Genomic DNA, 22,806 nt, shown 5'->3' with positions numbered 1-22,806 from the left:
TAATAGATGCATGCACGGTCAATCTATTACTATGGGGGTTTTATGATGGGTACATTCATTCAAGCGGTTGATGGCACGAAGATTTACGTCGAGGACGTCGGATCGGGTCAACCAGTCGTCTTTCTACACGGCTGGCCGGCAAACAATAACATGTTCGAGTATCAAAAAAATCTGCTCGTCGAAGAAGGATACCGTTACGTCGGAATCGATTATCGCGGTTATGGTAAATCAGATGCACCGGCAACGGGATATGATTACAAGACGATGGCGTCCGATATCAATGAAGTCATCGAACAGCTGAAATTATCGAACGTCACGTTGCTTGGTTTCTCGATGGGAGGAGGAATCGCCTTGTCCTATCTCTTACAATACGGGGATTCAAAAGTCAGTAAGCTCGTTCTCGCAGGAGCTGCAGCACCTGTCTTTACACAGCGAGACGGTTATCCATACGGAATGACAAAAGAAGAAGTCGATGCGTTGATTGCCGACACGAAACAGGATCGTCCGTCGATGCTCAAAGGATTCGGGGAAATCTTCTTTGCGAAGGAACATCCAGAACCACTCCAACAATGGTTCCATGGACTTAGTATCGCCGCTTCGTCCCACGGTACGATTCAGTCAGCAATCGCCTTACGTGACGAAGACTTACGTGGAAAACTCGAGAACATCAAAGTCGATACGTTGATCATCCACGGTAAAAAAGACCAAGTTTGTCCGTTCGAGTTCGCGGAAGAAATGCAAAAGGAAATTCCACATGCACGCCTTGAAGTCTTCGAAGAGAGTGGACACGGCATGTTGCTTGATGAACAAGAGAAGTTCAACGAGACATTACTGTCATACGTCAAAGGAAATCAAACCGTCTAATCTAACAAGCCATGGACACCCGTCCATGGCTTGTTTTTGTGTACAGAAAAAAGCGTGCGCCGGCGCACGCTTTTAAGGGCGATACTTCCGCATGAACCGTTGATCAATCCAACGCTTCAGGTACCAACCGAACGGCAGTGTCGAATAATGATTACCATACAGGGAAACCGCATGACGTGGTCCCATCGATAAAATCGTCAAATAGTTCGTTTGCGGACGATAGGATCGCAACGTTTCTTCTTTGACATACCGCAAGAGGTTTGCCAGTAAGATCGGTGCTTGCCGGACAGCTGTGACGCCGTTCTTTGGAATATCGGGATAAGCGACGAGGGTCGCCGCGTCACCCGCAGCAAACAGACTTGGATGATCGAGCGCTTGCAACTGCTCATTGACGAGTAGGAACCCGTCTTCCGTGAAGAGCTTACTGTCTGCAAACAATACCGGAGCTTTCGCACCCGTTAAGCGGATGATCGCATCTGACTCGATTGGTGGATGATGTGAAAAGCGGAGAGGAGACGCCTCGTTCAGTGGCCGTTCTCGAATCCAATGAACATCGAGTTCTTGTAAGCGTCTCGCAATCGCTTCCGCTGCTGGGTGCCCTGAAAGTAACTCTGGATCCGTGATCAGGGTGATCGGTACACCCGCTGCTTTTAAGGACGCCGCCATCTCGACGGCCGCTGCGCCGCTTCCGATCACGACCGAACGCTTTGCTTGTTGCAGACGCTTTAATGTATCCGGTAACCGGTAGTTTGGTTTAATCGATAATCGTGTCGTATCTTCCGCCCAATCGAACGAGCCAATATTCGTCGAGACGACGTCATAGGTGTAGCGTCTGCCGGATGCACCGAAGACGACCTTTTCATCGGGGTCGATTTTGATGACGGTCTCTTCGATGAACTGTTTATCATTGGCGCGACACAGTGCGGCGACGTCGATACGGATCTCATCGATATCGTACGTTCCGTCAGCAAGTCCGGAGTACATGCCTGAGTAATATTGGTACGTCGAGGCATTTAAAATCAGCCACTCGACGTCTTCTGTTGGTCCGTGTGTAATGCAATGCAGGTGAGCGTGACCTGCACCAATCAAGAGGATACGTTTCATGTCGTTCTCCTTCAATCTGTCTTGCTAGAGTGTACCCGGATACGGGTGACGGTAATCATAGCCAAAAGACAAGACTGATGAATAGGAGGATGACCACGAGATAAATAATATCCTGACGCTGAACGACCGGTACCTCGTAATACGTTCGCTCTGCTGAAAAGTGACGGGCTTCGAGAGCAATCGCCATCCGTTCTGCCCGCTGGATCGATCGTGAGAAGAGCGGCAAGCCAATTGAAAGAAATCCATCACCAGGAAAGCGATTGTGCACATTGCGAATCATCCGGACTTGCCGCAAAACGCGGACTTCTTCGACCAGTTGCGGCAGAAAGCGAATCCCGGCAAGGAATCCGTAAGCAAAGCGGGGCGATAACTTCGCCTGATGGATCAAGCTCATTACGAAACGGGTCGCGTCGGTCGTCGTGACGAAAGCGAGGCTCAAGCAGACGAACGTGGCCATCCGCAAGGCAAGTAACCAGCCGTGCGCGACGCTTTCCGACGTGACATGAAACCAACCAAACGACCAAAGAATATTCATTCCTTTGCCGAAAGCCGCCATCATCCAGAACGTCAATAAGAATAATAGACTATACGGCGCAAGTCGCTTCAAGAAATCAAAAGGACCCCATCCGGAGAGGAGTAGCAGTGCGATAGCAAAACTCAGGAATACTAACGTTTTGACCCAGTCATTCGTTGCAATCAAGGCAAACATGATCAAAAACAATCCGCTTCCCTTAATGACGGGATTGAGTTTAGCGAACGGGGACACGTTCGTTTGCATCACGTTTCACCTCCTGGAATTGGTACGAGAGTGGACGTTGTAGCTGACAGCGCTCGAGTAATGGAACGTCAGCGAATAACTCGCTTGGGCGACCGTCAAAAGCAATCCGTCCTTGCTCCATGACGAGGACACGATCCGCATACCGGGCGACGAGCTCCATATCATGCGTCGCCATGACGAGTGTCGTACCGTTCTGTTGTTCCATCTGTAACTGTTCCATTAAGCGTCGTGTCGTCAATCCATCTTGTCCGAAGGTCGGTTCATCGAGCAACAATAAGTCTTTCGTTTGTCCGAGCATCGTTGCGACGCTGAGCCGTCGTTGTTGCCCCGTACTAAGAGCAAGTGGTGACTGCTGTTTGACAGATGTCAGTTCCAGCCGTTCGAGCAACGCCGCGCGCTTAACGTTCGTCGCTGCCCGGTGGCTCCAGTCGATTTCCGCTTCGACCGTCAGCTTAAGAAACTGCAGATCCGATTGTTGAAAGACATAGCCAACGTGCTCATAAAAGCGACGCCGGGAGTAACGATGAACCGGACGCCCCTGGAACTGATACGTTCCACGATTGGGAAGCAACCGCCCGAGTGTCGCAAGCAATGTACTTTTCCCGGATCCATTTGCCCCAAGCAGCATCACCCATTCTCCTGTCTGCAGGGAAAATGTCGCATCGGTCAGCGGATATGGTGCTTTCGTCGATAATGCAGCGACGTGTAACAAAGAGCGACCAGCTGTAGCGACGGGGGAAGGCACATGAAGTCGCGCCGCTTGCGGTCCATCTATGGGTAACGTCTCTAACATGTACGGATACAAAGAGGGAACGGCAATGCCTTTCGATTGAAGCCTTGTATACGCCTGCGGGAACAAATCCTGCGGATCTGCCGTCGCAGTCACCGATCCGTCTTCAAGTAAGACGATCTGATCGACATACGGCAAACAGACATCGAGTTGGTGCTCGATCAAGACGATCGTTAAATCGTGTTCTTTCTGAATCCGAAAGATCAACGCCATCAGCTCGTGTTGCCCGATCGGGTCAATCTGAGCCGTTGGTTCATCGAGTAATAAGATCGTCGGCTCAAGTGCTAGGACCGCTGCGAGCGCGAGACGCTGTTTCATTCCACCGGATAGACTCGCGATCGGTGTCGAGAAGGGGAGGGGGAGACCGACGAGTGCGAGTAAGCGTTCAATTCGTTCCTCCATCTCTTCGCGTGGAATCGAGCGATTTTCTAAACTAAAAGCGATTTCGCGTCCGATCGTCTCCATGCAGAACTGTTCTTCTGGATTTTGAAACAAGATTCCGACCGAACCGGACCGGGTAACGGTACCAGTCTGTTCGACTTCAATCGTTTCCGGTGTCAGTCCGGCAAGGGCATGAAGTAATGTCGTCTTGCCACTCCCACTTCGTCCGAGTAGAAGGGTCGTCCCTTGCTCAATCGTCAGCGATACATGATTGAGCACTGATTTCATCTGACCGGGATAGCGGATGCTGAGGTCGTCGACAGTAATCATGCGATTTCTCGTTTCGCACGTCCTGCCGCAAACCCGTTCAAGACACCAGTCGCAACAAGGCGACGGACGAGAATGGCTGCAAGCAAGCCACCGAGTAATGCGCCGCTGATCAATTGTAAGCCAGTTGTCGCAAGCAACGTCGTCGTTGTGTAGTAACCGAATCCGTTCGCGATTAGACTATAAACGATGCTACCAATCGCGGCTCCGACACCCGATAACATCAAGGTCCATGTGTCATAACGACGGTAACGCGTCATCGCGAAGACGAGTTCCGCACCAAGTCCTTGGCAGACTCCGATCAGAAGAGCGGATAAACCAAAATGACTACCTGTGAACAGTTCGACGGCTGCCGCGACGACTTCCGCAATTAAAGCGGCACCTGGCTTTTGAATGATTGCTGCGACGAGCGGACTCGCAATGATCCAGATGCCAAACATCCAGTTGGCACCGACAGGACCGAAGATCGCTGAGATTGGTAACCAGAGTGTTGACCAACCAAGATAGATGACGCCGCAAGCGACGGCGAGCATCATCATGACCATGATTTCTTTCATTTTCCAGTGTTGCATTAGATACGTCCTCCTTTGAATGGGGGAGACGCCAAAAAAGACCGCCCTCCGTAAAAAAGAGAGCGGTCCTCAGAAAAACTGCGCGCAGCAGGAGTCATTGGATGTGATCGCTCCACTTTCCTACGCTAGTATGAACTAGATCAGGTTCGAAGGGTCCGAAGTGAATCGTCTCAGCCAATTGGGCTCCCCTAGTGGATATGGTAATAGGTGATACGCTGTTCACTTTAGGCAATCCAGCGCCTGTTGTCAAGACACAAAAAAACGATACGCCGCAAAGGGCGTATCGTTAAACGACTTATTTATTGTCTTCGTTCTCTTCAGCTGTTTCTTCTGAAGACGCTTCTGTTGCTTCCGCTTCGTTGTCTTCGCCAGCTTCTGCTTGTGCCTCTGCTTCCTCGATTTCTTCAAGATCCTGCTCGAGTGTCGATTCGACAACAGCTGCGACTTGAATATCGCCTTCTGTAACGATGCGGAAATCTTTTTGTTCTGGAAGATCGGCTACAGAAATCGAATCGCCGATTTCGAGGTTCGTGACGTCGACTTCGACGTTCTCTGGTAATTTATCTGGTGTAGCGGCGACTGTTACTTTAAAGAGTGTTTGTGATAGGAAGCCACCAACTTTTGCACCGGCTGCTTCGCCAACGAGTACAACGTCTGCTTCGACTTCTGTTTCTTCATCCATTTTCACGGCGATGAATTCAACGTGATCGACTGTTGGGGTGAAGACATCCATATCACGGCGATTGATCAAGACGTTAATATTTTTACCATCGAGTTTGAGTGAAATCAAGACGTTTTCACCGTTTTCTCGGACGATTTTAAGCAATTCTTTTTCTTCAAACGCGATTGGTGTACTTTCCACTTTGTAACCATACACGACGCCAAGAGCTTTTCCTTCATGACGCAATTGTTTACGGAGTGAGCGTGGACGTACCTCGCGTTTTTCGGCTGTTAAATTAACTGACATGTTCATTTCCCCCTTGAATTTGGTATAGCCCTCAAAAGGTAATGAATGTAGGAGCAGGACGAATCCTGAACAATATGAATCATGCTAAGACAATCGGTTTCAGACTCTCATGAATCTGACGATTTCCTGACTTTGCATTTCTCTCCCAGGTCATTACGCTGATATTGAGAAACATGTGTGAGTAAGTCACCAGTTTGATGCGGTGCTAATGAGTTTATACCCCTATGTTTTAAATCCATAAACCTCTTTTTTTATCTTTTTGAAGTCGAAAGACCTCCAAACCGCTTGAAATCAAGGGTTGAGAGGTCTTTCATTTTTTTCATTCTTTATGGTGATTCGTTGATTTTCACGAACTAAAACACGAACTAGACGTTCAATTTGCCGCATCGTCGTCTGGCCCATCGTCGAAATTTGTAGCCACTGATTGTAAACGAGATAGTCGCTTTCGTACTGGACGTGATACCCCTGAATGCGCAGAGCGTCGCCTAAATCAGTTGCGGACGGATGAACGATCGTCAGTATTCCCGGCGCTTGTGCTTCCTGTTGTGCGAGCAGTTGGAATCCAGTTGCGCGGACGGCTTGTTCGAGATAGGTCATCTTGATTGCTGCTTGATTAAGATCGAGGGCATCAAGCGCTGCCTGACAGGCAAGCAACAGGTTCGACGAGCCGGAAAAGGCAACCCCTTCTGCGTAGAGCCCTAAATCCAGATAACGGGGAATACAGAGAGAAGGTAGGACGCGATCTGCGTGACCAATGAACGCAAGACCCGGTAAACCACCAATCGCTTTCCCGGAAACAGTCGTGACGAAAGTGCAGCCATCGTATGAGAAATGTCCGGTTCCAACAGCGCTGATCGCATCGACGACGAGTGCGGTTCGTTCATCTAACAGCACTTTTACTGCATCAAGATCATAGAGAACACCCGTTGACGTCTCACAATGCGTCAACCAGATCCAGTTGTATGCCGTTTGCCACAATTGATGAGCGAGTTGCTTCAAGTCGATCGGGTGACCGGGGGAAAGCGTATGGACATCAAAGGACTTGCCGGCACGTGCCGCGTGATCAATCAAGCGTTGACCGAACTCGCCGCCGTTCAGGATCAATCCATGTCCAGTGAGTTGTTGCGCGACAATATCATTGGCGAGCGTACCGCTGCCGACGGCCATCGAGACATGTGGCAAATCCAGCAACTGACACATTCGGCCACGTAAATCTTGATCGAGCTGCCGCATCGAGGCCGTACGGTGTGGACGCGGTGCTTGTTGCGCCGCTTGACGGACCGTCGGCGCAACCTCGACCGGACCGGCTAGAAAATGCAGGGGACGTAAGACATCTGCGATGACGGATCGTTCATATGTTGCGCGCGACAACAACATCGGTACAAACTGAGCATCGCCACTGCCAAGCGTTGGTGCAATCGGTGTGAAGCCGAACCGCGCGTATAGTTTTGCTTCTCGCGTCGTACCACTGATATAGACATGATCAATCGTCTCCCGCTCGAGGTAGACCATTAAAAAGCGCATCAATTGCATGAACGTACGACTATTGCGGTATTCGGGACGAACGCTAAGTAAGCGGATTTCCGCTGGGTCCGTCAGTGTCTCTTCTAGCGTCACGCCCTTTTCCTCAAGCGAAAAGGGACGATGCTTTCGAATGGCGATCATCGCGACGAGTCGATCGTCTTCCTTACCGATCAAGTAAGTGTTCTGATCATGGAATCGATCAATTCGTTTCCGTTCGATGTTCGGTTGATGTTGCGGAATCTCTTCTGTAAAGGTGAGGTAGTTCAATTCATGGATTGCTTCCGCGTCGTCCGCAGTTGCAATGGAAAAGTCGATCATGGAGACGTCCTCCTTATGTAATGGCTGGCTTGTGGAGTGCATCATGAGCCCACAGGACAAGTAGACTTACGGCAACGGTACACAAGATATTGACTGACCCTGCGTCTAAGAAGACGGGTAGTAACGGAAGTAAAACGACCGGAATAAGCCCCGCTTTGACACTATCTTTCGTTACGAGATAAGACAAACCGAGTATGCCTAATCCGGCAAGATATGCCCATGGCGTGATAGCGAAGACGATTCCGGAAAATACAGCGTACCCTTTACCGCCGCGTCGCGGATGAAACAATGGAAACAAGTGGCCGATGAGCACGGCAAGAGCAACGGGATAAAATGCATCTGTGATCTGTAGTGCAAGAACGGTCTTCGCGGCATCAAACAGATACACGAATAAAAAGGCCGGGAGCCCACCGGCACGATGGGCGTTGCGGGCACCGATGTTTCCGGAACCGACCTGAGCCAAATCGGTACGACTGACGTACTTCCAGAGCGTACCGCCAAGAATACTGCCGATAAGGTAACCAAGCAGGAGATCAAGGGTCACCGATGTTCCTCCTTTGTTTCTACGAGATGAACGAGTTCTTTGACGGTCAAGGCATCACTGTCTGGAGCCGTCAGGACGGCATCGACCATCTGGGCTTTTCGATCTTGTAATTCCGTCATCTTTTCTTCGATCGTCCCGCGTGTCAGCAATTTGATGACCGTCACGTCGGATTGTTGTCCAAGCCGGTGGGCACGATCGGCAGCTTGCTGTTCGACGGCCGGATTCCACCAGCTGTCAAAGAGGATGACGGTATCAGCAGTTGCGAGATTCAATCCCGTCCCACCCGCTTTCAGGGAAATCAAGAAGAGATCGACTTCACCGTCATTGAACCGATCGCATAACGCCACCCGGTCTTCGAGTGGTGTCTCACCCGTCAACAGGAAGTGGGGGAGGTGACGTTGCGCGAGATTCGAGCGAATGCGCTCGAGCATTTGTGTATACTGCGAGAAAATCAAGATCCGCTTTCCGGCGGCCCGTTTTTCGGCAATCAATGAGAGCAGACGCGTTCGTTTTGTCGCTTCCCCCGTGTATCCCTCAACGAATAACTCCGGATCGTTGCAAATTTGCCGCAACCGCGTTAACCCAGCCAGTAACTTCAAACGATCTTCGCGTTTCGTCTCGTCTAAGTGCTGCAGCGTCTCGAGTTGCAATTTGGCAAGATACGACGCATATAACCGTTTTTGGTTAGGACCGAGCTCGACATAATGATGCTCGATCTGTTTCTTCGGTAAATCCTGTAAGACATCTTGTTTCTCACGCCGTAATAAGAACGGTTGGATGAACTGTTGCATGTCATCAAATGACCATTTCTCAAACGTCGCTAAATCCGGCAGTAATTCTGGAAACAAGACATGGAAAATCGACCAGATATCACGCGGACGATTCTCAAGTGGTGTGCCCGTTAAGGCGAAACGGCGTTTTGCTTGCAGATGTCGCAGTTGACTGACCGTTTGTGACTGCGGATTCTTCAAATGCTGTGCTTCATCAAAGAAAACGACGTCATATACGGGGTGGCGACGGACGTCGGTCCGAAGCGTCGTGTAGGAGACGATCGTCACTGTGTTTTCAGCCAAGTACTCCAGTTCGGAAAGTCGGCTAGTTTGAGATCCCGTCACGACATGAACCGGTCGACCGGGTAAAAAGCGCTTCAATTCCGCCTCCCAGTTGCGGAGCAGTGATGCTGGTGCGACGATCAGTGCACGACTATCCGAAATCGTTGCTATATAACCAATCGCTTGAATTGTCTTTCCAAGCCCCATCTCATCGGCCAAGATGCCGTGACATCGGTGCGCGTCCAAATTCTTTAGAAATTGAATGCCCGTCCGTTGATACGGATAGAGTTGTGACTCTAATGAATTCGGCAAGTCGAGCCAGAATCCTTGTCCGGATTTCAATTCGAACCATTTCTCGAGCAAATCGGCATGGAGATGCAGGATGGAGGCACCGATCAGATGCTTCATGTTCCGGACGGCAGGTAAGACGAGTCGCCCGTCGCGTAAGTCGCGTTCACTCGCTTCCATCTGGGCGAGAACCCGTTGCAACTGCTGAAAGGCCCGTGCCTCTAAAGATACGAACTGTCCGGATTTCAAGCGGTGATAGCGTTTTTGTAAGATGAGCGACTTTAGGACACGTTTCAGTTCGTCTTCCGGAATTCCGTCCATCGAAAAGTTAAACACAAGCCAGTCGAGGCGGTCTGTCACGTCGACTTCGATCCGCGGATGAAAGGGTCCTTTTGGTAACGTCGTTCGGATCGCTTGCGTTGCAAATAACTCCAGTTGACCGAGCGCAACCCGTTCGTCAAGCAGACTCCGCAAAAAAGCATACTGCGCGGCGTCACTGGTGATGACATAGTGCGAATTCGATGGTGTTGCTTGGAATTCACGTAAATAGCGTAAGACACTTTGCTCCGTTACTTGATCCCGTCCAGCATAAATCGTCTCGTCGAGCGGATTCAGCTGAATCCCTTGATAATCAAACGACACACGGACTTCGACTTCCCGAGCCGTTCGGTCAAGATGCAACTTGACGATTGGCGTTCCGGAGACGATTCGTTCCTGTAAATCAGGACTGAACGAAACATCTGCGACCCGCTGCAAATACTCCGTCTGTTCAAGCAACCGATCGAAGTAGGGTAGGGACAGTTGATGCTGTTGATTGTCCGTCAATCGTTTAAGCGTCACGACGGGTCCGGTCAGTTCGAAATGAATCGCTACCCGACGATCCGGTGTGAGACTGCGTAAATAATGGCGCGCGCCGGCGTCATCGACTTGAATCGCCGTGAAGGGACGGATTTGCGGCGATAACGGCGTCGGTGTACCGTGCGCCTGTACATGATGCATCGCCAGTAAAACGGCGACGATATGTCCGCAAAATGACGTATCCATCGCAAGTGATGGACAATTACAGCCGGCGTCGACACCGTGCGCTTTAACGCGGACCGTCACCGTGAATCGTTCCTTACCGTCGACGCTCGCTTCGATCAGCTCGTCACCCATTCGGTAATTGTGCAACGTGACTTTGCGGGCGGCGACATACTTCTTTCCCCGTCGAAAGGCGTAAGCATCAGACATCTGTTTAATTTTGCTTTCACTGAGCCCGTAATTCATGCTATTCCTCCTTTAGTTTACATAATATTATTATCGTTCACCATCGAATAAATCGACGGCGCGTTTTTTCTCGGAATCACCGATATGGGCATAGACTTGTGTCGTCGCGACGGATTCGTGACCAAGTAGCTGCTGGATCGTCAGGACGTCGACCCCACCGGTCGCAAGACGTGTCGCAAACGTATGCCGCAATTTATGTGGTGTAATTTTTTTGCGCTCTAAAAAGGGCAGGACCGGTTTCAATCGTTCGGTGTGTCGCTGCAAAATATGCTGGACTGCCCGTGGGCTGAGTGGTTTCCCGTGTTTTTGGAAGACAGGTACGGCGCCGCTCGTTGGCATCTGATAATGGATCGCGTATTTGCGTAAGGCAATTCGTGCTGGTTTCGCAAGTGGAATCAATCGTTCTTTATTGCCTTTCCCGATGACGCGGAGCGTATTTTCGTGGAAATCGACATCGTTCCAGACGAGTTGCGTCATCTCACTTAAACGCATCCCGCTATAGCCAAGTAATTGGAATAACGTCACGTCGCGGACGCGATCACGTTCATAATGCGACGCTTCCCGGGCATTCATCTCGACGTTCGACGGTAACAACTGAATCAATTCGTCCCATTCGCGTTTCGTCAGATAAACCGGTTCCCGTTTCGCTTGTTTTGGTCGATTGACTTTTGCGACCGGGTTTTCTGACAGCTGACCTGTATCGACCAAATAACGGAACAACGACTGTAACGCCGATAGCTTTCGGTTGATCACGCTTGGTGCATTTTGTTTCGTTAAGGCAAGGTATTCGGCGTAGGCTTCGATTCCTGATGCATCGATCTCGACAAATGCTTCAAGCGGAATCTCGCGCGCCGTCACTTCTTCACCCGACGCCGTTGCAACGAATTGAAAGAACGCTTCGTAGTCGTAGACGTAGCGGCGCATCGTCGCTAACGAGAAATGTTTTGCTGCTAACTGATCCAAATAGGACTGAATAAAGCGTGGCATCCGCTCATAACCAGGAATCGCTGGTGCTGTAGCCGAAACGGTCGTTTTATGTATCGTTTTTCCTAGGTTTTTAAATAAACTCATCCGACAATCACCCCTCTAGTGGTAGTATACCAAACGTTGGTACAGCAGACACTTGTTTGCGTGAAATAGTTATTTCACGCAATGTTAAATTGTCAGACAGGGAGCGCTCAGTTGCATCGACAATATACTGGACGGGTCGTTGGTCAACTCGATGCACGTGAGAATTCAACCTATTTTTTATGATTTTTAAGCTGCAACATTCTCTGTAATAACAATAATAGTATTATGTCACCTAAATCATCAAAAAAGAATGAATATTCAATTTCGCTCTCAGTTGCATCGAGAAGCTGTTCGACGGGTCATTGGTCGACTCATTTGATTTCAAGACGATTTCTGAAAAACGTCGAAAACATGCTCGATTTCGCATACTTCATCTTGGTTCGGGTATAGAGTGTTAGGTAAGAGTTATTTTCATAAGGGGGAGTTCTAGATGATTACCGATCAACAAGCACGTCAATATTTGAAGGATGCCAAACGCATTGCGGTCGTCGGCGTCTCAAGTGATTCCGGGAAGACGGCGAACTGGATCGCTGACTACTTAGTCCAACATGGATACGAAGTCATTCCAGTCAATCCGACGTTAAACGAGTGGAACGGTCAAAAAGTCTATCCGAGTGTCGCGAGCATTCCAGGGCACATCGATATCGTCGATGTTTTCCGTCGGTCGGAGTTTTTAGCGGATGTCGCGAAAGATGCTGTCGCTCACGGTGACGTCGGGATGATTTGGAATCAGCTCGGTCTCTCAAGTGTTGAAGCCGAGAGCCTGGCACTCGGTGCCGGCATTCCTTATATTGAGAATCGTTGCATCAAGATTGAGCATCAATATCTGTGAGTCATCGCACGATTTCAGGCATCTTCACCCGTTCGTGAAGGTGTCTTTTTTCATGCGCGTTACAGGTTATGCTTGTCAGGAAGCAAGAAGATGCCTACAATTAGAGACAGACTACTCGAAATAACGAACGAACGTTTGTAAAAACGACGTCGTAATTTCGAATTTTGAGGTGAAATGAATGGCGACAGACTTAAATAACTACAATGATGATGCCATACAGGTGCTCGAAGGACTCGAAGCAGTCCGGAAGCGCCCAGGTATGTATATCGGTTCAACCGATCACCGTGGACTTCACCATCTCGTCTACGAGATCGTTGATAACGCGATCGATGAGGCGCTTGCAGGTTTCGGGGAACAAATTGATGTCACGATTCATAAAGATAATGCGATTACGGTGCGTGACCATGGACGCGGAATGCCGACGGGGATGCATGCGTCTGGTAAACCAACAGCAGAAGTCATCTTCACTGTGTTACATGCCGGTGGTAAGTTCGGTCAGGGCGGTTACAAGACGTCCGGTGGATTACACGGCGTTGGGGCGTCAGTTGTTAACGCCTTATCAACGGACTTGAAAGTGACGATCTTCCGTGACGGAAAACAATATGAGCAAACGTTCGAAAACGGCGGGATGCCGAAGACAACGTTGCTTGAAACCGGCACATCGCGTCAAAAAGGAACGAGCGTCTATTTTAAACCAGATGGCTCAATCTTCAGTACGTTAACGTATAATTACGATACACTCGCGGAACGCTTACGCGAATCGGCTTTCTTGCTGAAAGGTCTGAAGATCACGTTGACGGACGAACGGTCCGATAAACAGGATATCTTCCAGTACCAAGACGGCGTTAGTGAATTCGTCCAGTACTTGAATGATGATAAAGATACGCTTCATCCGACAGTCGCATTCGAAGGGACGGAAAACGAGATCGAAGTCGATATCGCCTTCCAGTTCACGGATGCCTACTCGGAAAACGTCCTTTCGTTCGTCAACAACGTCCGGACACGCGACGGTGGAACACACGAAGTCGGCGCGAAGACAGCAATGACACGGGTCATGAATGAATATGCCCGGAAGAACACACTCTTGAAGGAAAAAGATAAGAACCTCGACGGAAACGATATCCGCGAAGGCTTGACGATGATCGTCTCGATTCGGATTCCGGAAGAATTCCTCCAGTTCGAAGGACAAACGAAGTCGAAACTCGGTTCACCGGAAGCGCGGACGAGCTGTGACGCTGTCATCAGCCGTCGTCTCTCGACGTACTTGGAAGAGAACCCGCAAACGGCGACGCTGTTGATCAAAAAAGCGATCCGCGCAGCACAAGCTCGGGAAGCGGCACGAAAAGCCCGCGAAGAAGCACGAAACGGGAAAAAGAAGAAACGTTCGAGTATCTTGAACGGGAAACTGACGCCTGCGGCTTCGAAGAACGCGGACAAGAATGAACTGTTCCTCGTCGAGGGTGATTCTGCCGGTGGTTCCGCGAAACAAGGACGAAATCGGACGTTCCAAGCGATTCTTCCACTCCGTGGTAAGGTCTTGAACACAGAAAAAGCGAAACTCGCTGACATCATGAAAAATGAAGAGATCAACACGATCATTCACGCGATTGGTGGCGGTGTTGGAGCTGATTTCGACTTGTCAGATTGCAATTTTGATAAAGTCATCATCATGACCGATGCCGATACCGATGGCGCGCATATCCAAGTCTTGCTATTGACGTTCTTCTTCCGCTACATGCGTCCATTGATTGATGCTGGGAAGGTCTTCGTTGCCTTACCACCGCTCTACCGTGTCTCAAAAGGAAAAGGCAAATCGGAGAAGTTCGAATATGTCTGGGACGAAGAGACACTTAAGAAAACGACGAAGAAATTCGGCAAAGGCTATATGATCCAGCGGTACAAAGGACTCGGAGAGATGAATGCACCACAGCTCTGGGAAACAACGATGGATCCGGAGACACGGACGTTGATTCGGGTCACGATCGACGATGCTGCCGTCGCGGAAAAACGCGTTTCTGTCCTCATGGGTGATAACGTCGGACACCGCCGGACGTGGATCGAGGACAATGTCGCCTTCGGTCTCGCGGAAGACCTCTCGATCATCGAGAATGAGCACGTGACGAAAGAGAGTGTGAACGAACATGTCTAATCTACAAAACATCCTGAACCTGTCGCTCGAGCAAGTTGTCGGCGACCGGTTTGGTCGTTATTCGAAATATATCATCCAAGATCGTGCCTTACCGGATGCCCGTGATGGTCTGAAACCGGTCCAACGCCGGATCTTGTATGCGATGCATACGGAAGGTAACCTGTTTGACCGTGCCTACCGGAAATCGGCAAAGACGGTCGGTGTCGTCATCGGTAACTACCATCCGCATGGTGACTCGTCAGTCTATGAAGCAATGGTCCGCTTGAGCCAAGAGTGGAAGCTCCGTTATCCGCTGATCGATATGCAAGGGAACAACGGATCGATCGACGGCGATAGCGCGGCAGCGATGCGGTATACGGAAGCCCGTTTATCGAAAGTTTCAAGCCTCATTCTCGACGGGATCAACAAACAGACCGTCGATTATACGCTGAACTTCGATGATACGACGGAAGAACCGCTCGTCTTACCGTCACTACTGCCGAACTTGCTGATGAACGGTTCGACAGGGATTTCCGCCGGTTACGCAACCGAGATTCCACCGCACCACGCGGGAGAAGTGCTCGATGCTGCGATCGGTCGGATCTCCGGGACGGTCCAGAACGTCGATGACTTGTTGACGCACATGCAAGGTCCTGATTTCCCGACGGGGGGTGTCGTCCAAGGGCTTGACGGTATCAAGAAGGCGTTTGAGACAGGACGCGGGAAAGTCATCATCCGCTCACGCTCAACGATTGAGACACTGCGGGGCGGTCGTCAGCAAATCGTCATTACGGAGCTCCCGTATGAGGTCAATAAAGCGAATCTCGTCAAACGAATGGAAGAACTCCGTCTTGATAAAAAGGTCGAAGGTGTCGCCGAAGTCCGTGATGAGACCGACCGCGACGGCTTACGTGTCGTCATCGAGTTGAAGAAGGAAGCAGACGCGGAAGGTGTCTTGCACTTCTACCTTAAACAAACGGATCTACAAATTGCCTATAACTACAACATGGTCGCGATCCATGAACGGACACCGCGTCAAATGGGTGTCTTGACACTTCTCGATGCCTATCTTGCACACGTTAAGGAAGTCGTCATCCGCCGGACAGCATTTGATCTCGAACAAGCGAAACGCCGCCAGGAAGTCGTCTCTGCCTTGATGACAGCAATCTCTGTCCTCGATGAGACACTTGCCTTGATCCGTTCTGCATCGAACAAAGCGGACGCGAAGGAGAAGCTGATTGCGCGCTTCAACTTCACGGATCGTCAAGCGGAAGCTGTCGTCATGCTCCAGCTGTACCGGTTAACGAATACCGATATCGTCGAGTTGCAGGAAGAAGCAGCGAAACTCGAGAAGGAAATCGCGCGTCTTGAGAAGATCCTCAACGATGAAAAAACACGAAATCGTCTGATCATCAAGGAATTGACGGTCTTGAAGGAACAAGTCGCGGACAAACGTCGTTCGACGATCGAAGCGGAAGTCGAAGAACTGAAGCTGAAGACGGAAGTCATGATTGCCGTCGAGGAAACGATGGTCTTCCTGTCGAAGAACGGTTACGTCAAACGCTCGTCGCTCCGTTCGTTCGGGGCCTCGAACGACTTGCCGGACTTGAAGGAACAGGATCGTCCGTTGCTCCAAGGGCAAGCGATGACGACCGACCACTTGATCGTCTGGACCGTTCGCGGGAATTACTTGCTGATTCCGGTCCACCAATTACCGGATACGAAATGGAAGGATGGCGGTCAACACGTCGCGAACCTCGTCCCACTCGAACCGGGTGACCGGGTTCTCTCCGCTGATCTCGTCCGTTCGTTCGACGAAGCACAGCATTGCTTGTTCGTCACTCGTCAAGGAATGGTCAAACGCTCGAAACTGAGTGACTACAACGCGCAGCGGAAGTCAAAACCGCTCCAAGGCGTCCGTCTGAAGGCAGACGACGAAGTTTTGTATGCGCAGGTCTCAACGGGTCAGACCGACCTGTTCCTCGCGACACAGAACGGCTTCGGGCTCTGGTTCACGGAAGACGACGTCCCAGTCGTTGGTGTCCGAGCTGCCGGTGTCAAGGCGATCAACCTGAAGGATCAGGATGTCGTTGCGGGTGCGATCGGCTTCAAGGAAGCACCACAGATCGTCCTCTTGACGCAACGCGGTGCTTTGAAGAAGATGCGTCTCGCGGATCAGTTCCAAGTCTCGAGCCGTGCGCTCCGTGGCTTACAGTTGCTCCGTGATTTGAAATCGAAACCACACCAAGTCGCAGCACTGATCGACGTCACACAAGCGAAAGAATTGGTCCTCAGCGGGAAAGAGCAAGAGAAAACGATCCAAATTGGTTCGTTATCGTTCCTCGACCGCTTGTCGAACGGTTCATTTGCTTACGATGAAGAGAAATTTGGTCCATTGCTTGACTGGTATACACGATAAAATGCAGCTCCTCCGGTTAACGGGGGAGCTTTTTTAGATTTAACGGGGCAGGAGAAGGGGATTTTGAGACGAACGCTCGGAATTTTGAGATTTATCGCTATAAATATCGTTTACAAATTGAAACACTGACCAATAACGGCTACAATAGAAGAAATAGTCAGGTCACGATTCGTCACGAACAAGCGTCGGGTCACGCGTCTCCGCAGCTTTGCTTATAGCGTCAATTGATCAAGCAGCTACGGGACCGTCCCTTTAGCTGCTTGTTGTGCAATCTGCCGACCTTGGAGAGGTGATGAAGATGAAATTCAGACGTCGCGAAAAAGTAGCAATCTATATCACTCGGGAAAAACCTAACGGATGGGAACTACTTGTTTTTCATCCACAATCGGCTCCTGAGAGTGATTGGCAGATCCCCGCAGGTACGATCGAAGATGCTGAAATCGCTAAGGAAGCGGCTGTCCGTGAGACGCTTGAGGAAAGTGGTCTCTCGTTAGCATCCGTCCAGTATATCGGCGAAGAAGAGATGCGGTACCCAGAGCGAATGCGGGTCCATTACACGTATTTCTACCATGCGCACATCGAATGCCAAGAGAACCGCTGGACGCATTGTGTGGCTGGTGACGGTCAGGATTGCGGTGATTTCTTTGATTTCGCGTGGTTGCCACTCGAACGGATCACGCAACTCGAACGCCGTCATCATATTTTCTTGGATCGTTTGATTCATCGATTGGAACGGACACGTCCGTATGATTGTCGAAAACACGGTTAATCCCGTGTTTTTTGTTTTGTCTCACTATCTTAAGTTTACCTTGATTATGAGACAAAATCTTATAACTATTGATAATATATGTTATGTTAACTTGAATAAAAAAATGATATTTTATCTAGATTTTTTCATCCCCCCCCTGTCATTTAAAAATCGGTCTATCGTCCTGTTGGTCTTCCTCTTCATTCTTTGTTACTCTAATAACAGTAACACCGCAAATGTTACCTTTTTATCGGTAACAAATAAAATGTTTCCATTATTGTGGCAACAAATGAACAGGAGGAATCGTCATGCAAGCTGTTGCCTTGTCGTTTGATGTCAAAGGCTCCCGCGATTATCCGAGCAAAGAAGTATTACTTCAAGCGCTCCGAGAACTCGCGAACGATCTGAATACGGTATTTCCTACGAGTATCGTTCCGTTCCAAATCAAATCCGGTGATAGCTTACTAGCGGTATTTGCGGATTATCCGGTTAGTTATCCGGTCATGCTGCACTTATTGAATCAAGAATTACCGGGTTACATCGGGATCGGATTTGGTCAATATGAGACGATTTCAACGACACAAGCAGAAGAAGCCAATGGTAGTGCGATTATCCATGCCTTTGAAGCACAGGAACTGGCGAAGACGCTTCCGTCACGGATTGCCTTTGCTGGACCGCCCTACTTACCGACCGCCCTGCTGAATGGCTATCTCGAGATGCTTTATCCAGCGTATTTCGGGAAGACGGACCGTCAAATCGAGTTGCACCGATTGATGGATCAATATCCGGACGATACGTATGAAGAGATTGGACTGAAGATGGGCTTCAAGGAACAGGATGCCCGCGCGAATGTCGCAAAACTCGTTTCCCGCTCGCAGCGTAAACAACGCAAGCGACTTGAAGCTGCCTTGACACAGGCACTGGAGCAATTCCAAGTCTGGGAGGCGATTCGGTGACCGTCTTACTTAGCCTTATCCTTGTCCATCTACTTGCTGATTTTCCATTACAGACGAAACGGATGGCGCAACTGAAACATCGACACCGACGCATATTAATCCAACATCTTGCCATTCACGCGGCTCTGATGCTACTTGTCCTCGCGTTCTTCGTCATCCGAGGGCAGTTGCCCCTCGACATCGCCGGATGGCTTGGAGGGAGCATTCTCGTGTTTCACGCCCTACTCGATGCCTCCCCGCTCAAACGTCGCGTCAAACAAGCTGCGGCGTACTGGATCGATCAAGCGTTACATATTGCTATTATTATCGCGTTGACATGGGTGTTCGTTCCAATCGATTGGTCGTTGTCGTTCGCGCGACCCGAGCAGGTCCTGTGGATTCTGTGCTTCAGTTTAGTGACGACGGAGTTGCTCGGTCACGGGATTGCTTTGATGCTCGCACCATTTGCTCCGCGCTTGATCGAAGCGCATTTCGAGCGAAAAGTGACACGTAAGGAGCAACTCGATGGCGTCTCACGGACCGTCACACATGAAGTCGAAGATTCTGCCCGCAGTTATACGACGGAATTAAACGGGATCGGGCGTTATATCGGTCTCGTCGAACGGGCGATCATTACCCTGCTCGTCGTCACGAACGCAACCGGAGCGATTGGCTTCATCATTGCCTTGAAGGCACTGGCCCGTTTTAAACAGTTTGAAGATCGCCGCTTTGCGGAATATTACATCATCGGGAGCTTGCTGAGTATCTTAGGAGCGATTTTATGTGGACTGGCGATGCGCGTCGCTTTGTAAACGATGAATGAAAGTGAGGGAGACGGTTTGGACCGTCGCACGACATATGAAACAAATTGGATTAGTCAGGCATCACCGGGTGACGGAGGGATACCCGACGAAAGGCTGGATCAGTGCCAGTGACATTGAAAAGTGGATTGAACGGTATGATACGTCAGACATTGATATTCAGCCGGTCGAGCTCGGTCAGATCGACTGGACGGTCTGTTATGCCAGTAGCATGCCGCGTGCCGTCCAGACGGCACAAAGCGTCTACGATAAAGAGATCATTGTGACCGATCTACTACGGGAGGTACCATTTCCTACGATTCGCTCGAATCTCCGCTTGCCATTCCTTGGCTGGGCGGTCCTCGGTCGACTGGCAGCCCCGTTCAGCAAACGGATTCAAGCGGAGATCAAAGATGCGAATGAGCGGATTGAGGTCCTCTTGAATCAATTGATGTTCGAGGATGATGAACGGGTTCTACTCGTCGGACACGGCGGCATGATGATTCTGATGCGCGCTGCCTTGAAACGGCGCGGTTATCGCGGACCCCGGTTCGGTCATCCGCGCAACGGTATGCTCTATCTGTTCGAGAAAGAGGAACCGACATGTTGAAATGGGGCTCAACGATTCTGTTAGCACTCTGCCTGATCGTCATCTTCTACACGACCCGGGATGAAGAGCCCCCTGCCCCAACCGCGGGACAAATGGAGGTCTATGGTTTTGATGTCGGTCAAGGGGATACTACGTTCATTCGGACGAAGGAAGACGCGGTCTTGATTGACGGTGGGAATAACGGCAAAGGCGAGGATGTCGTCCGCTACCTGCAAGAATTGGGTGTCAAACGCTTAACAGCAGTTATCGCGACACATCCAGACGCCGATCATATCGGTGGACTCGATACCGTCCTTGATACCTTTCCGGTCGACAGCGTTTATGCCCCGCGTGTCACGCATACGACAGAGACCTATCGCGACTTCCTCCTTGCCGTCAAACGCGAAGGGGTGACGATCAAGTCGGTTAAGGCGGGTCTAGAGATCCCGAGTGAAGCTGCACGCTTTACGTTCCTTGCACCCCTAACGGACGGGACACAGGATCTTAACAGTTGGAGTGCCGTCCTGCGGGTCGAACATGGACAGGATCGGTTCCTCTTCATGGGCGACGCACCGATCCGGACGGAACGACAATTGCTCGAGTCGGATACCGATCTTAGCGCCGATGTCCTGAAGCTTGGGCATCACGGAGCAGACACATCGTCCTCCCTACCCTTCCTACAAGCCGTTGATCCGAAGCGTGCCTTGATCTCAGCCGGGCAGGACAATGCCTATCGTCACCCACGTCCCTCCGTTTTACAGGAACTGAAAGCAGAACGGATCACGATTGACCGGACCGATCAAAGTGGAACGATTCAGTATATCTCGACCGGTGACGGCATCAAGGAATCGAACCGGACCGATTTACGACCGGAATAACGAGACGTGGAGGTGCATCAGATGCGATTGACCCTAGCTGATTTTGAAGACGATCTAGCGATTTGCGAAACCGACGACCGCGAGACAATCACGTTACCGAAAAGTCGTTTGCCGCGCCAGGCAACGATCGGCGACCGACTTGACTGGACCGGACGTTCGATTCGGATCTTACGCGATGAGACGAACGCACGTAAAAAAGAGATCACCGATTTGATGGATGATCTCTTTGAAGAATGATGGGACTCCCTCAGAACGCTGAGGGAGTCTTTTTTAACCGAGTAGACTGATGACGAGTCCAGCAATGATACCTGCTGTGAATAAGGAACCGATCGTATACGTCAGCAAACGTAATCCGAATGGGAGCCGACGAATCGCGGCAAAGGCTCGGCGATTCGGAGGTCCTCCGGCAACAATCCGTTGATACTCGTCGATAGGACTGTGAGCAACATCTTGTTGCTGGTTTAGAGTGGAGTTCGATTCGGTAGTATGTGGTTTCATCTGTCCATCCCCCCTATTCTAATGACTATATCCTTCTATTCGCTAAGTGACTTCATAATCCTGTTTCAATTTTTTTGATATTCCACGAAACTTTTGGATGAAACTGGTAGTATAAAAGATAGACGTATTTCTTTATGCGTGATTCCTGGAAAATCACTAGCGGTTTTTTCTGAATTTTCGTACACTTTAGAAATACGATGCATCTTAAAGGGGGAATCATCCATGTTTCAAACGTTACGGACATCACTCAAACAATCTGTCCTTGGTCAGGACGATGTGATTGATCATTTATTGATGGGCTTGCTCGCAGAGGGCCACGTTTTGCTCGAAGACCGTCCGGGGACCGGTAAGACGACATTAGCAAAAGCACTGGCGCAGACACTCGAAGCGAAGTTCTCACGTGTTCAATGTACAGCGGATACGTTACCGACCGATCTACTTGGAATGGAGCTGTTCAATCCGCTGACTGGATCGTTTGAACAACGGTTTGGTCCACTGTTCGCGAATATCGTCCTCGTCGATGAGATTAACCGGACGACTCCACGGACACAGTCAGCATTGCTCGAGGCGATGGCGGAAGGACAAGTGACGATTGGGGATACATCTTATACATTACCGCAACACTTTCTTGTCATCGCGACACAGAATCCATTTGATGGACATGGTACGTTCCCATTACCGCATGCCCAACTCGACCGTTTCTTGTTCAAATTGTCGTTCGCCCCGCTGACACGTCAAGCGGAGAAGGCGTTATTACGTGGAGCACACTTAACAGCAGCCGAACTACAGATTCCGCTCGAACAACTCAATGACTGGAAAGAGGAAGTCGTTGCCGTCTCAATCGAGGATAGCGTCGAAAACTACTTACTTGATGTCTGTGACGCACTCCGCGCCCATCGTGACGTTGAGATCGGACCGAGTCCACGAGCGACGCTCGCACTCTTAAAAGCAGCAAAAGCACGGGCCTGGATGCAGGAGCGGACGTACGTCACACCAGAGGACGTCAAGCACTTGGCGACGCCATTGCTTGCCCACCGTCTCGTCTTAACGCTCGAAGCGACGCTGAAGCTATCGAACGAACGTCTCGTCGAGCAGGTCCTCGATTCACTCACTGTTCCGACTGAGGTGTAATC

21 protein-coding genes and 1 riboswitch are annotated in these 22,806 nt (G+C 50.3%); of the genes, 11 read left to right on the top strand and 10 right to left on the bottom strand.

Going from position 1 to position 22,806, the window contains the following annotated elements; all coding sequences use genetic code 11:
• The first annotated feature begins 45 nt into the window (after positions 1-45).
• Entirely contained in the window at positions 46-864 is an 819-nt protein-coding gene (locus KNQ15_RS07785) for an alpha/beta fold hydrolase (protein WP_029341736.1), read from the top strand.
• A 72-nt stretch (positions 865-936) separates the two neighbouring features.
• Here KNQ15_RS07785 and KNQ15_RS07780 read toward each other — a convergent pair whose 3' ends face one another.
• The 9 genes from KNQ15_RS07780 to KNQ15_RS07740 all read right to left on the bottom strand — a co-directional run bounded on the left by KNQ15_RS07780 (position 937) and on the right by KNQ15_RS07740 (position 11,846).
• A complete protein-coding gene (locus tag KNQ15_RS07780; RefSeq protein ID WP_214728670.1) occupies positions 937-1,968 on the bottom strand; it encodes an NAD(P)/FAD-dependent oxidoreductase in 1,032 nt (343 codons plus the stop codon).
• Between the two features lie 55 nt (positions 1,969-2,023).
• The gene (locus tag KNQ15_RS07775; protein WP_214728668.1) at positions 2,024-2,746 is read right to left on the bottom strand and encodes an energy-coupling factor transporter transmembrane component T family protein; all 723 of its coding nucleotides are present in this window, start codon (positions 2,744-2,746) and stop codon (positions 2,024-2,026) included.
• Entirely contained in the window at positions 2,718-4,247 is a 1,530-nt protein-coding gene (locus KNQ15_RS07770; RefSeq protein ID WP_251137631.1) for an ABC transporter ATP-binding protein, read from the bottom strand. Before KNQ15_RS07770 ends, KNQ15_RS07775 begins: the two co-directional genes overlap by 29 nt.
• A complete protein-coding gene (locus KNQ15_RS07765) occupies positions 4,244-4,816 on the bottom strand; it encodes an ECF transporter S component (protein WP_035407914.1) in 573 nt (190 codons plus the stop codon). Before KNQ15_RS07765 ends, KNQ15_RS07770 begins: the two co-directional genes overlap by 4 nt.
• Before the next feature lie 100 nt (positions 4,817-4,916).
• A riboswitch (TPP riboswitch) is annotated at positions 4,917-5,016 on the bottom strand.
• 95 nt (positions 5,017-5,111) lie between these two features.
• Positions 5,112-5,783, bottom strand: coding sequence for a 50S ribosomal protein L25/general stress protein Ctc (locus tag KNQ15_RS07760; protein ID WP_214728666.1), 672 nt, complete (start codon positions 5,781-5,783; stop codon positions 5,112-5,114).
• Positions 5,784-6,074: 291 nt separating this feature from the next.
• Positions 6,075-7,625, bottom strand: coding sequence for a GNAT family N-acetyltransferase (locus tag KNQ15_RS07755; RefSeq protein WP_214728664.1), 1,551 nt, complete (start codon positions 7,623-7,625; stop codon positions 6,075-6,077).
• A 13-nt stretch (positions 7,626-7,638) separates the two neighbouring features.
• Positions 7,639-8,169: a glycerol-3-phosphate acyltransferase gene (locus KNQ15_RS07750; RefSeq protein ID WP_214728662.1), complete on the bottom strand. Its 531-nt coding sequence runs from the start codon at positions 8,167-8,169 to the stop codon at positions 7,639-7,641.
• The gene (locus KNQ15_RS07745) at positions 8,166-10,775 is read right to left on the bottom strand and encodes a DEAD/DEAH box helicase (RefSeq protein WP_214728660.1); all 2,610 of its coding nucleotides are present in this window, start codon (positions 10,773-10,775) and stop codon (positions 8,166-8,168) included. Before KNQ15_RS07745 ends, KNQ15_RS07750 begins: the two co-directional genes overlap by 4 nt.
• A 30-nt stretch (positions 10,776-10,805) precedes the next feature.
• Positions 10,806-11,846 (bottom strand): tyrosine-type recombinase/integrase, encoded by a 1,041-nt coding sequence (locus KNQ15_RS07740; RefSeq protein ID WP_214728658.1) that lies wholly within the window; start codon positions 11,844-11,846, stop codon positions 10,806-10,808.
• A 430-nt stretch (positions 11,847-12,276) separates the two neighbouring features.
• On the opposite strand from KNQ15_RS07740, the gene KNQ15_RS07735 reads away from it, so the two are divergent.
• From KNQ15_RS07735 to KNQ15_RS07695, 9 genes are all read left to right on the top strand, one after another.
• Complete coding sequence (locus KNQ15_RS07735) at positions 12,277-12,678, top strand: CoA-binding protein (RefSeq protein WP_023468336.1); 402 nt, start codon at positions 12,277-12,279, stop codon at positions 12,676-12,678.
• A gap of 178 nt (positions 12,679-12,856) precedes the next feature.
• Entirely contained in the window at positions 12,857-14,827 is a 1,971-nt protein-coding gene (parE, locus tag KNQ15_RS07730) for a DNA topoisomerase IV subunit B (RefSeq protein ID WP_214728657.1), read from the top strand.
• Positions 14,820-17,225 (top strand): DNA topoisomerase IV subunit A, encoded by a 2,406-nt coding sequence (parC, locus tag KNQ15_RS07725; protein ID WP_214728655.1) that lies wholly within the window; start codon positions 14,820-14,822, stop codon positions 17,223-17,225. The genes parE and parC overlap by 8 nt, the downstream gene beginning before the upstream one ends.
• Positions 17,226-17,523: 298 nt before the next feature.
• The gene (locus KNQ15_RS07720) at positions 17,524-17,994 is read left to right on the top strand and encodes an NUDIX domain-containing protein (protein ID WP_230088538.1); all 471 of its coding nucleotides are present in this window, start codon (positions 17,524-17,526) and stop codon (positions 17,992-17,994) included.
• 287 nt (positions 17,995-18,281) lie between these two features.
• A complete protein-coding gene (locus tag KNQ15_RS07715; RefSeq protein WP_214728653.1) occupies positions 18,282-18,929 on the top strand; it encodes a hypothetical protein in 648 nt (215 codons plus the stop codon).
• Positions 18,926-19,720, top strand: a complete 795-nt coding sequence (locus KNQ15_RS07710; protein ID WP_214728651.1) for a DUF3307 domain-containing protein — start codon at positions 18,926-18,928, stop codon at positions 19,718-19,720. The genes KNQ15_RS07715 and KNQ15_RS07710 overlap by 4 nt, the downstream gene beginning before the upstream one ends.
• 13 nt (positions 19,721-19,733) lie before the next feature.
• Positions 19,734-20,318, top strand: a complete 585-nt coding sequence (locus KNQ15_RS07705; protein ID WP_353048894.1) for a histidine phosphatase family protein — start codon at positions 19,734-19,736, stop codon at positions 20,316-20,318.
• Positions 20,315-21,175, top strand: a complete 861-nt coding sequence (locus KNQ15_RS07700) for a ComEC/Rec2 family competence protein (RefSeq protein WP_214728710.1) — start codon at positions 20,315-20,317, stop codon at positions 21,173-21,175. The genes KNQ15_RS07705 and KNQ15_RS07700 overlap by 4 nt, the downstream gene beginning before the upstream one ends.
• A gap of 21 nt (positions 21,176-21,196) precedes the next feature.
• A complete protein-coding gene (locus KNQ15_RS07695; RefSeq protein ID WP_050677950.1) occupies positions 21,197-21,412 on the top strand; it encodes a DUF3006 domain-containing protein in 216 nt (71 codons plus the stop codon).
• Positions 21,413-21,445: 33 nt separating this feature from the next.
• Here the strand turns inward: KNQ15_RS07695 and KNQ15_RS07690 are convergent, their stop codons facing one another.
• On the bottom strand, positions 21,446-21,673 hold the full coding sequence (locus KNQ15_RS07690) for a hypothetical protein (RefSeq protein WP_149427370.1): 228 nt from the start codon (positions 21,671-21,673) through the stop codon (positions 21,446-21,448).
• A gap of 222 nt (positions 21,674-21,895) precedes the next feature.
• Here KNQ15_RS07690 and KNQ15_RS07685 point away from each other — a divergent pair, with 222 nt between their 5' ends.
• A complete protein-coding gene (locus KNQ15_RS07685) occupies positions 21,896-22,804 on the top strand; it encodes an AAA family ATPase (RefSeq protein ID WP_058265957.1) in 909 nt (302 codons plus the stop codon).
• Positions 22,805-22,806 lie beyond the last annotated feature (2 nt).

Origin of the sequence: Exiguobacterium sp. s168 (assembly GCF_018619035.1) — a bacterium.
In the GTDB taxonomy this organism is placed as follows: domain Bacteria; phylum Bacillota; class Bacilli; order Exiguobacteriales; family Exiguobacteriaceae; genus Exiguobacterium_A; species Exiguobacterium_A acetylicum.
The sequence above is the reverse complement of the archived record's forward strand: the minus strand, read 5'-3'. Positions and strand labels throughout refer to the sequence as shown.

Bases quoted from the DNA above. Each gene is read 5' to 3' on its own strand.
- KNQ15_RS07695 (WP_050677950.1), top strand. From the start codon at position 21,197: ATGCGATTGACCCTAGCTGATTTTGAAGACGATCTAGCGATTTGCGAA.
- KNQ15_RS07765 (WP_035407914.1), bottom strand. From the start codon at position 4,816: ATGCAACACTGGAAAATGAAAGAAATCATGGTCATGATGATGCTCGCC.
- KNQ15_RS07770 (WP_251137631.1), bottom strand. From the start codon at position 4,247: ATGATTACTGTCGACGACCTCAGCATCCGCTATCCCGGTCAGATGAAA.
- KNQ15_RS07780 (WP_214728670.1), bottom strand. From the start codon at position 1,968: ATGAAACGTATCCTCTTGATTGGTGCAGGTCACGCTCACCTGCATTGC.
- KNQ15_RS07690 (WP_149427370.1), bottom strand. From the start codon at position 21,673: ATGAAACCACATACTACCGAATCGAACTCCACTCTAAACCAGCAACAA.
- KNQ15_RS07720 (WP_230088538.1), top strand. From the start codon at position 17,524: ATGAAATTCAGACGTCGCGAAAAAGTAGCAATCTATATCACTCGGGAA.
- KNQ15_RS07775 (WP_214728668.1), bottom strand. From the start codon at position 2,746: ATGCAAACGAACGTGTCCCCGTTCGCTAAACTCAATCCCGTCATTAAG.
- KNQ15_RS07740 (WP_214728658.1), bottom strand. From the start codon at position 11,846: ATGAGTTTATTTAAAAACCTAGGAAAAACGATACATAAAACGACCGTT.
- parC (WP_214728655.1), top strand. From the start codon at position 14,820: ATGTCTAATCTACAAAACATCCTGAACCTGTCGCTCGAGCAAGTTGTC.
- KNQ15_RS07735 (WP_023468336.1), top strand. From the start codon at position 12,277: ATGATTACCGATCAACAAGCACGTCAATATTTGAAGGATGCCAAACGC.
- KNQ15_RS07760 (WP_214728666.1), bottom strand. From the start codon at position 5,783: ATGTCAGTTAATTTAACAGCCGAAAAACGCGAGGTACGTCCACGCTCA.
- KNQ15_RS07715 (WP_214728653.1), top strand. From the start codon at position 18,282: ATGCAAGCTGTTGCCTTGTCGTTTGATGTCAAAGGCTCCCGCGATTAT.
- KNQ15_RS07745 (WP_214728660.1), bottom strand. From the start codon at position 10,775: ATGAATTACGGGCTCAGTGAAAGCAAAATTAAACAGATGTCTGATGCT.
- KNQ15_RS07785 (WP_029341736.1), top strand. From the start codon at position 46: ATGGGTACATTCATTCAAGCGGTTGATGGCACGAAGATTTACGTCGAG.
- KNQ15_RS07755 (WP_214728664.1), bottom strand. From the start codon at position 7,625: ATGATCGACTTTTCCATTGCAACTGCGGACGACGCGGAAGCAATCCAT.
- KNQ15_RS07685 (WP_058265957.1), top strand. From the start codon at position 21,896: ATGTTTCAAACGTTACGGACATCACTCAAACAATCTGTCCTTGGTCAG.
- parE (WP_214728657.1), top strand. From the start codon at position 12,857: ATGGCGACAGACTTAAATAACTACAATGATGATGCCATACAGGTGCTC.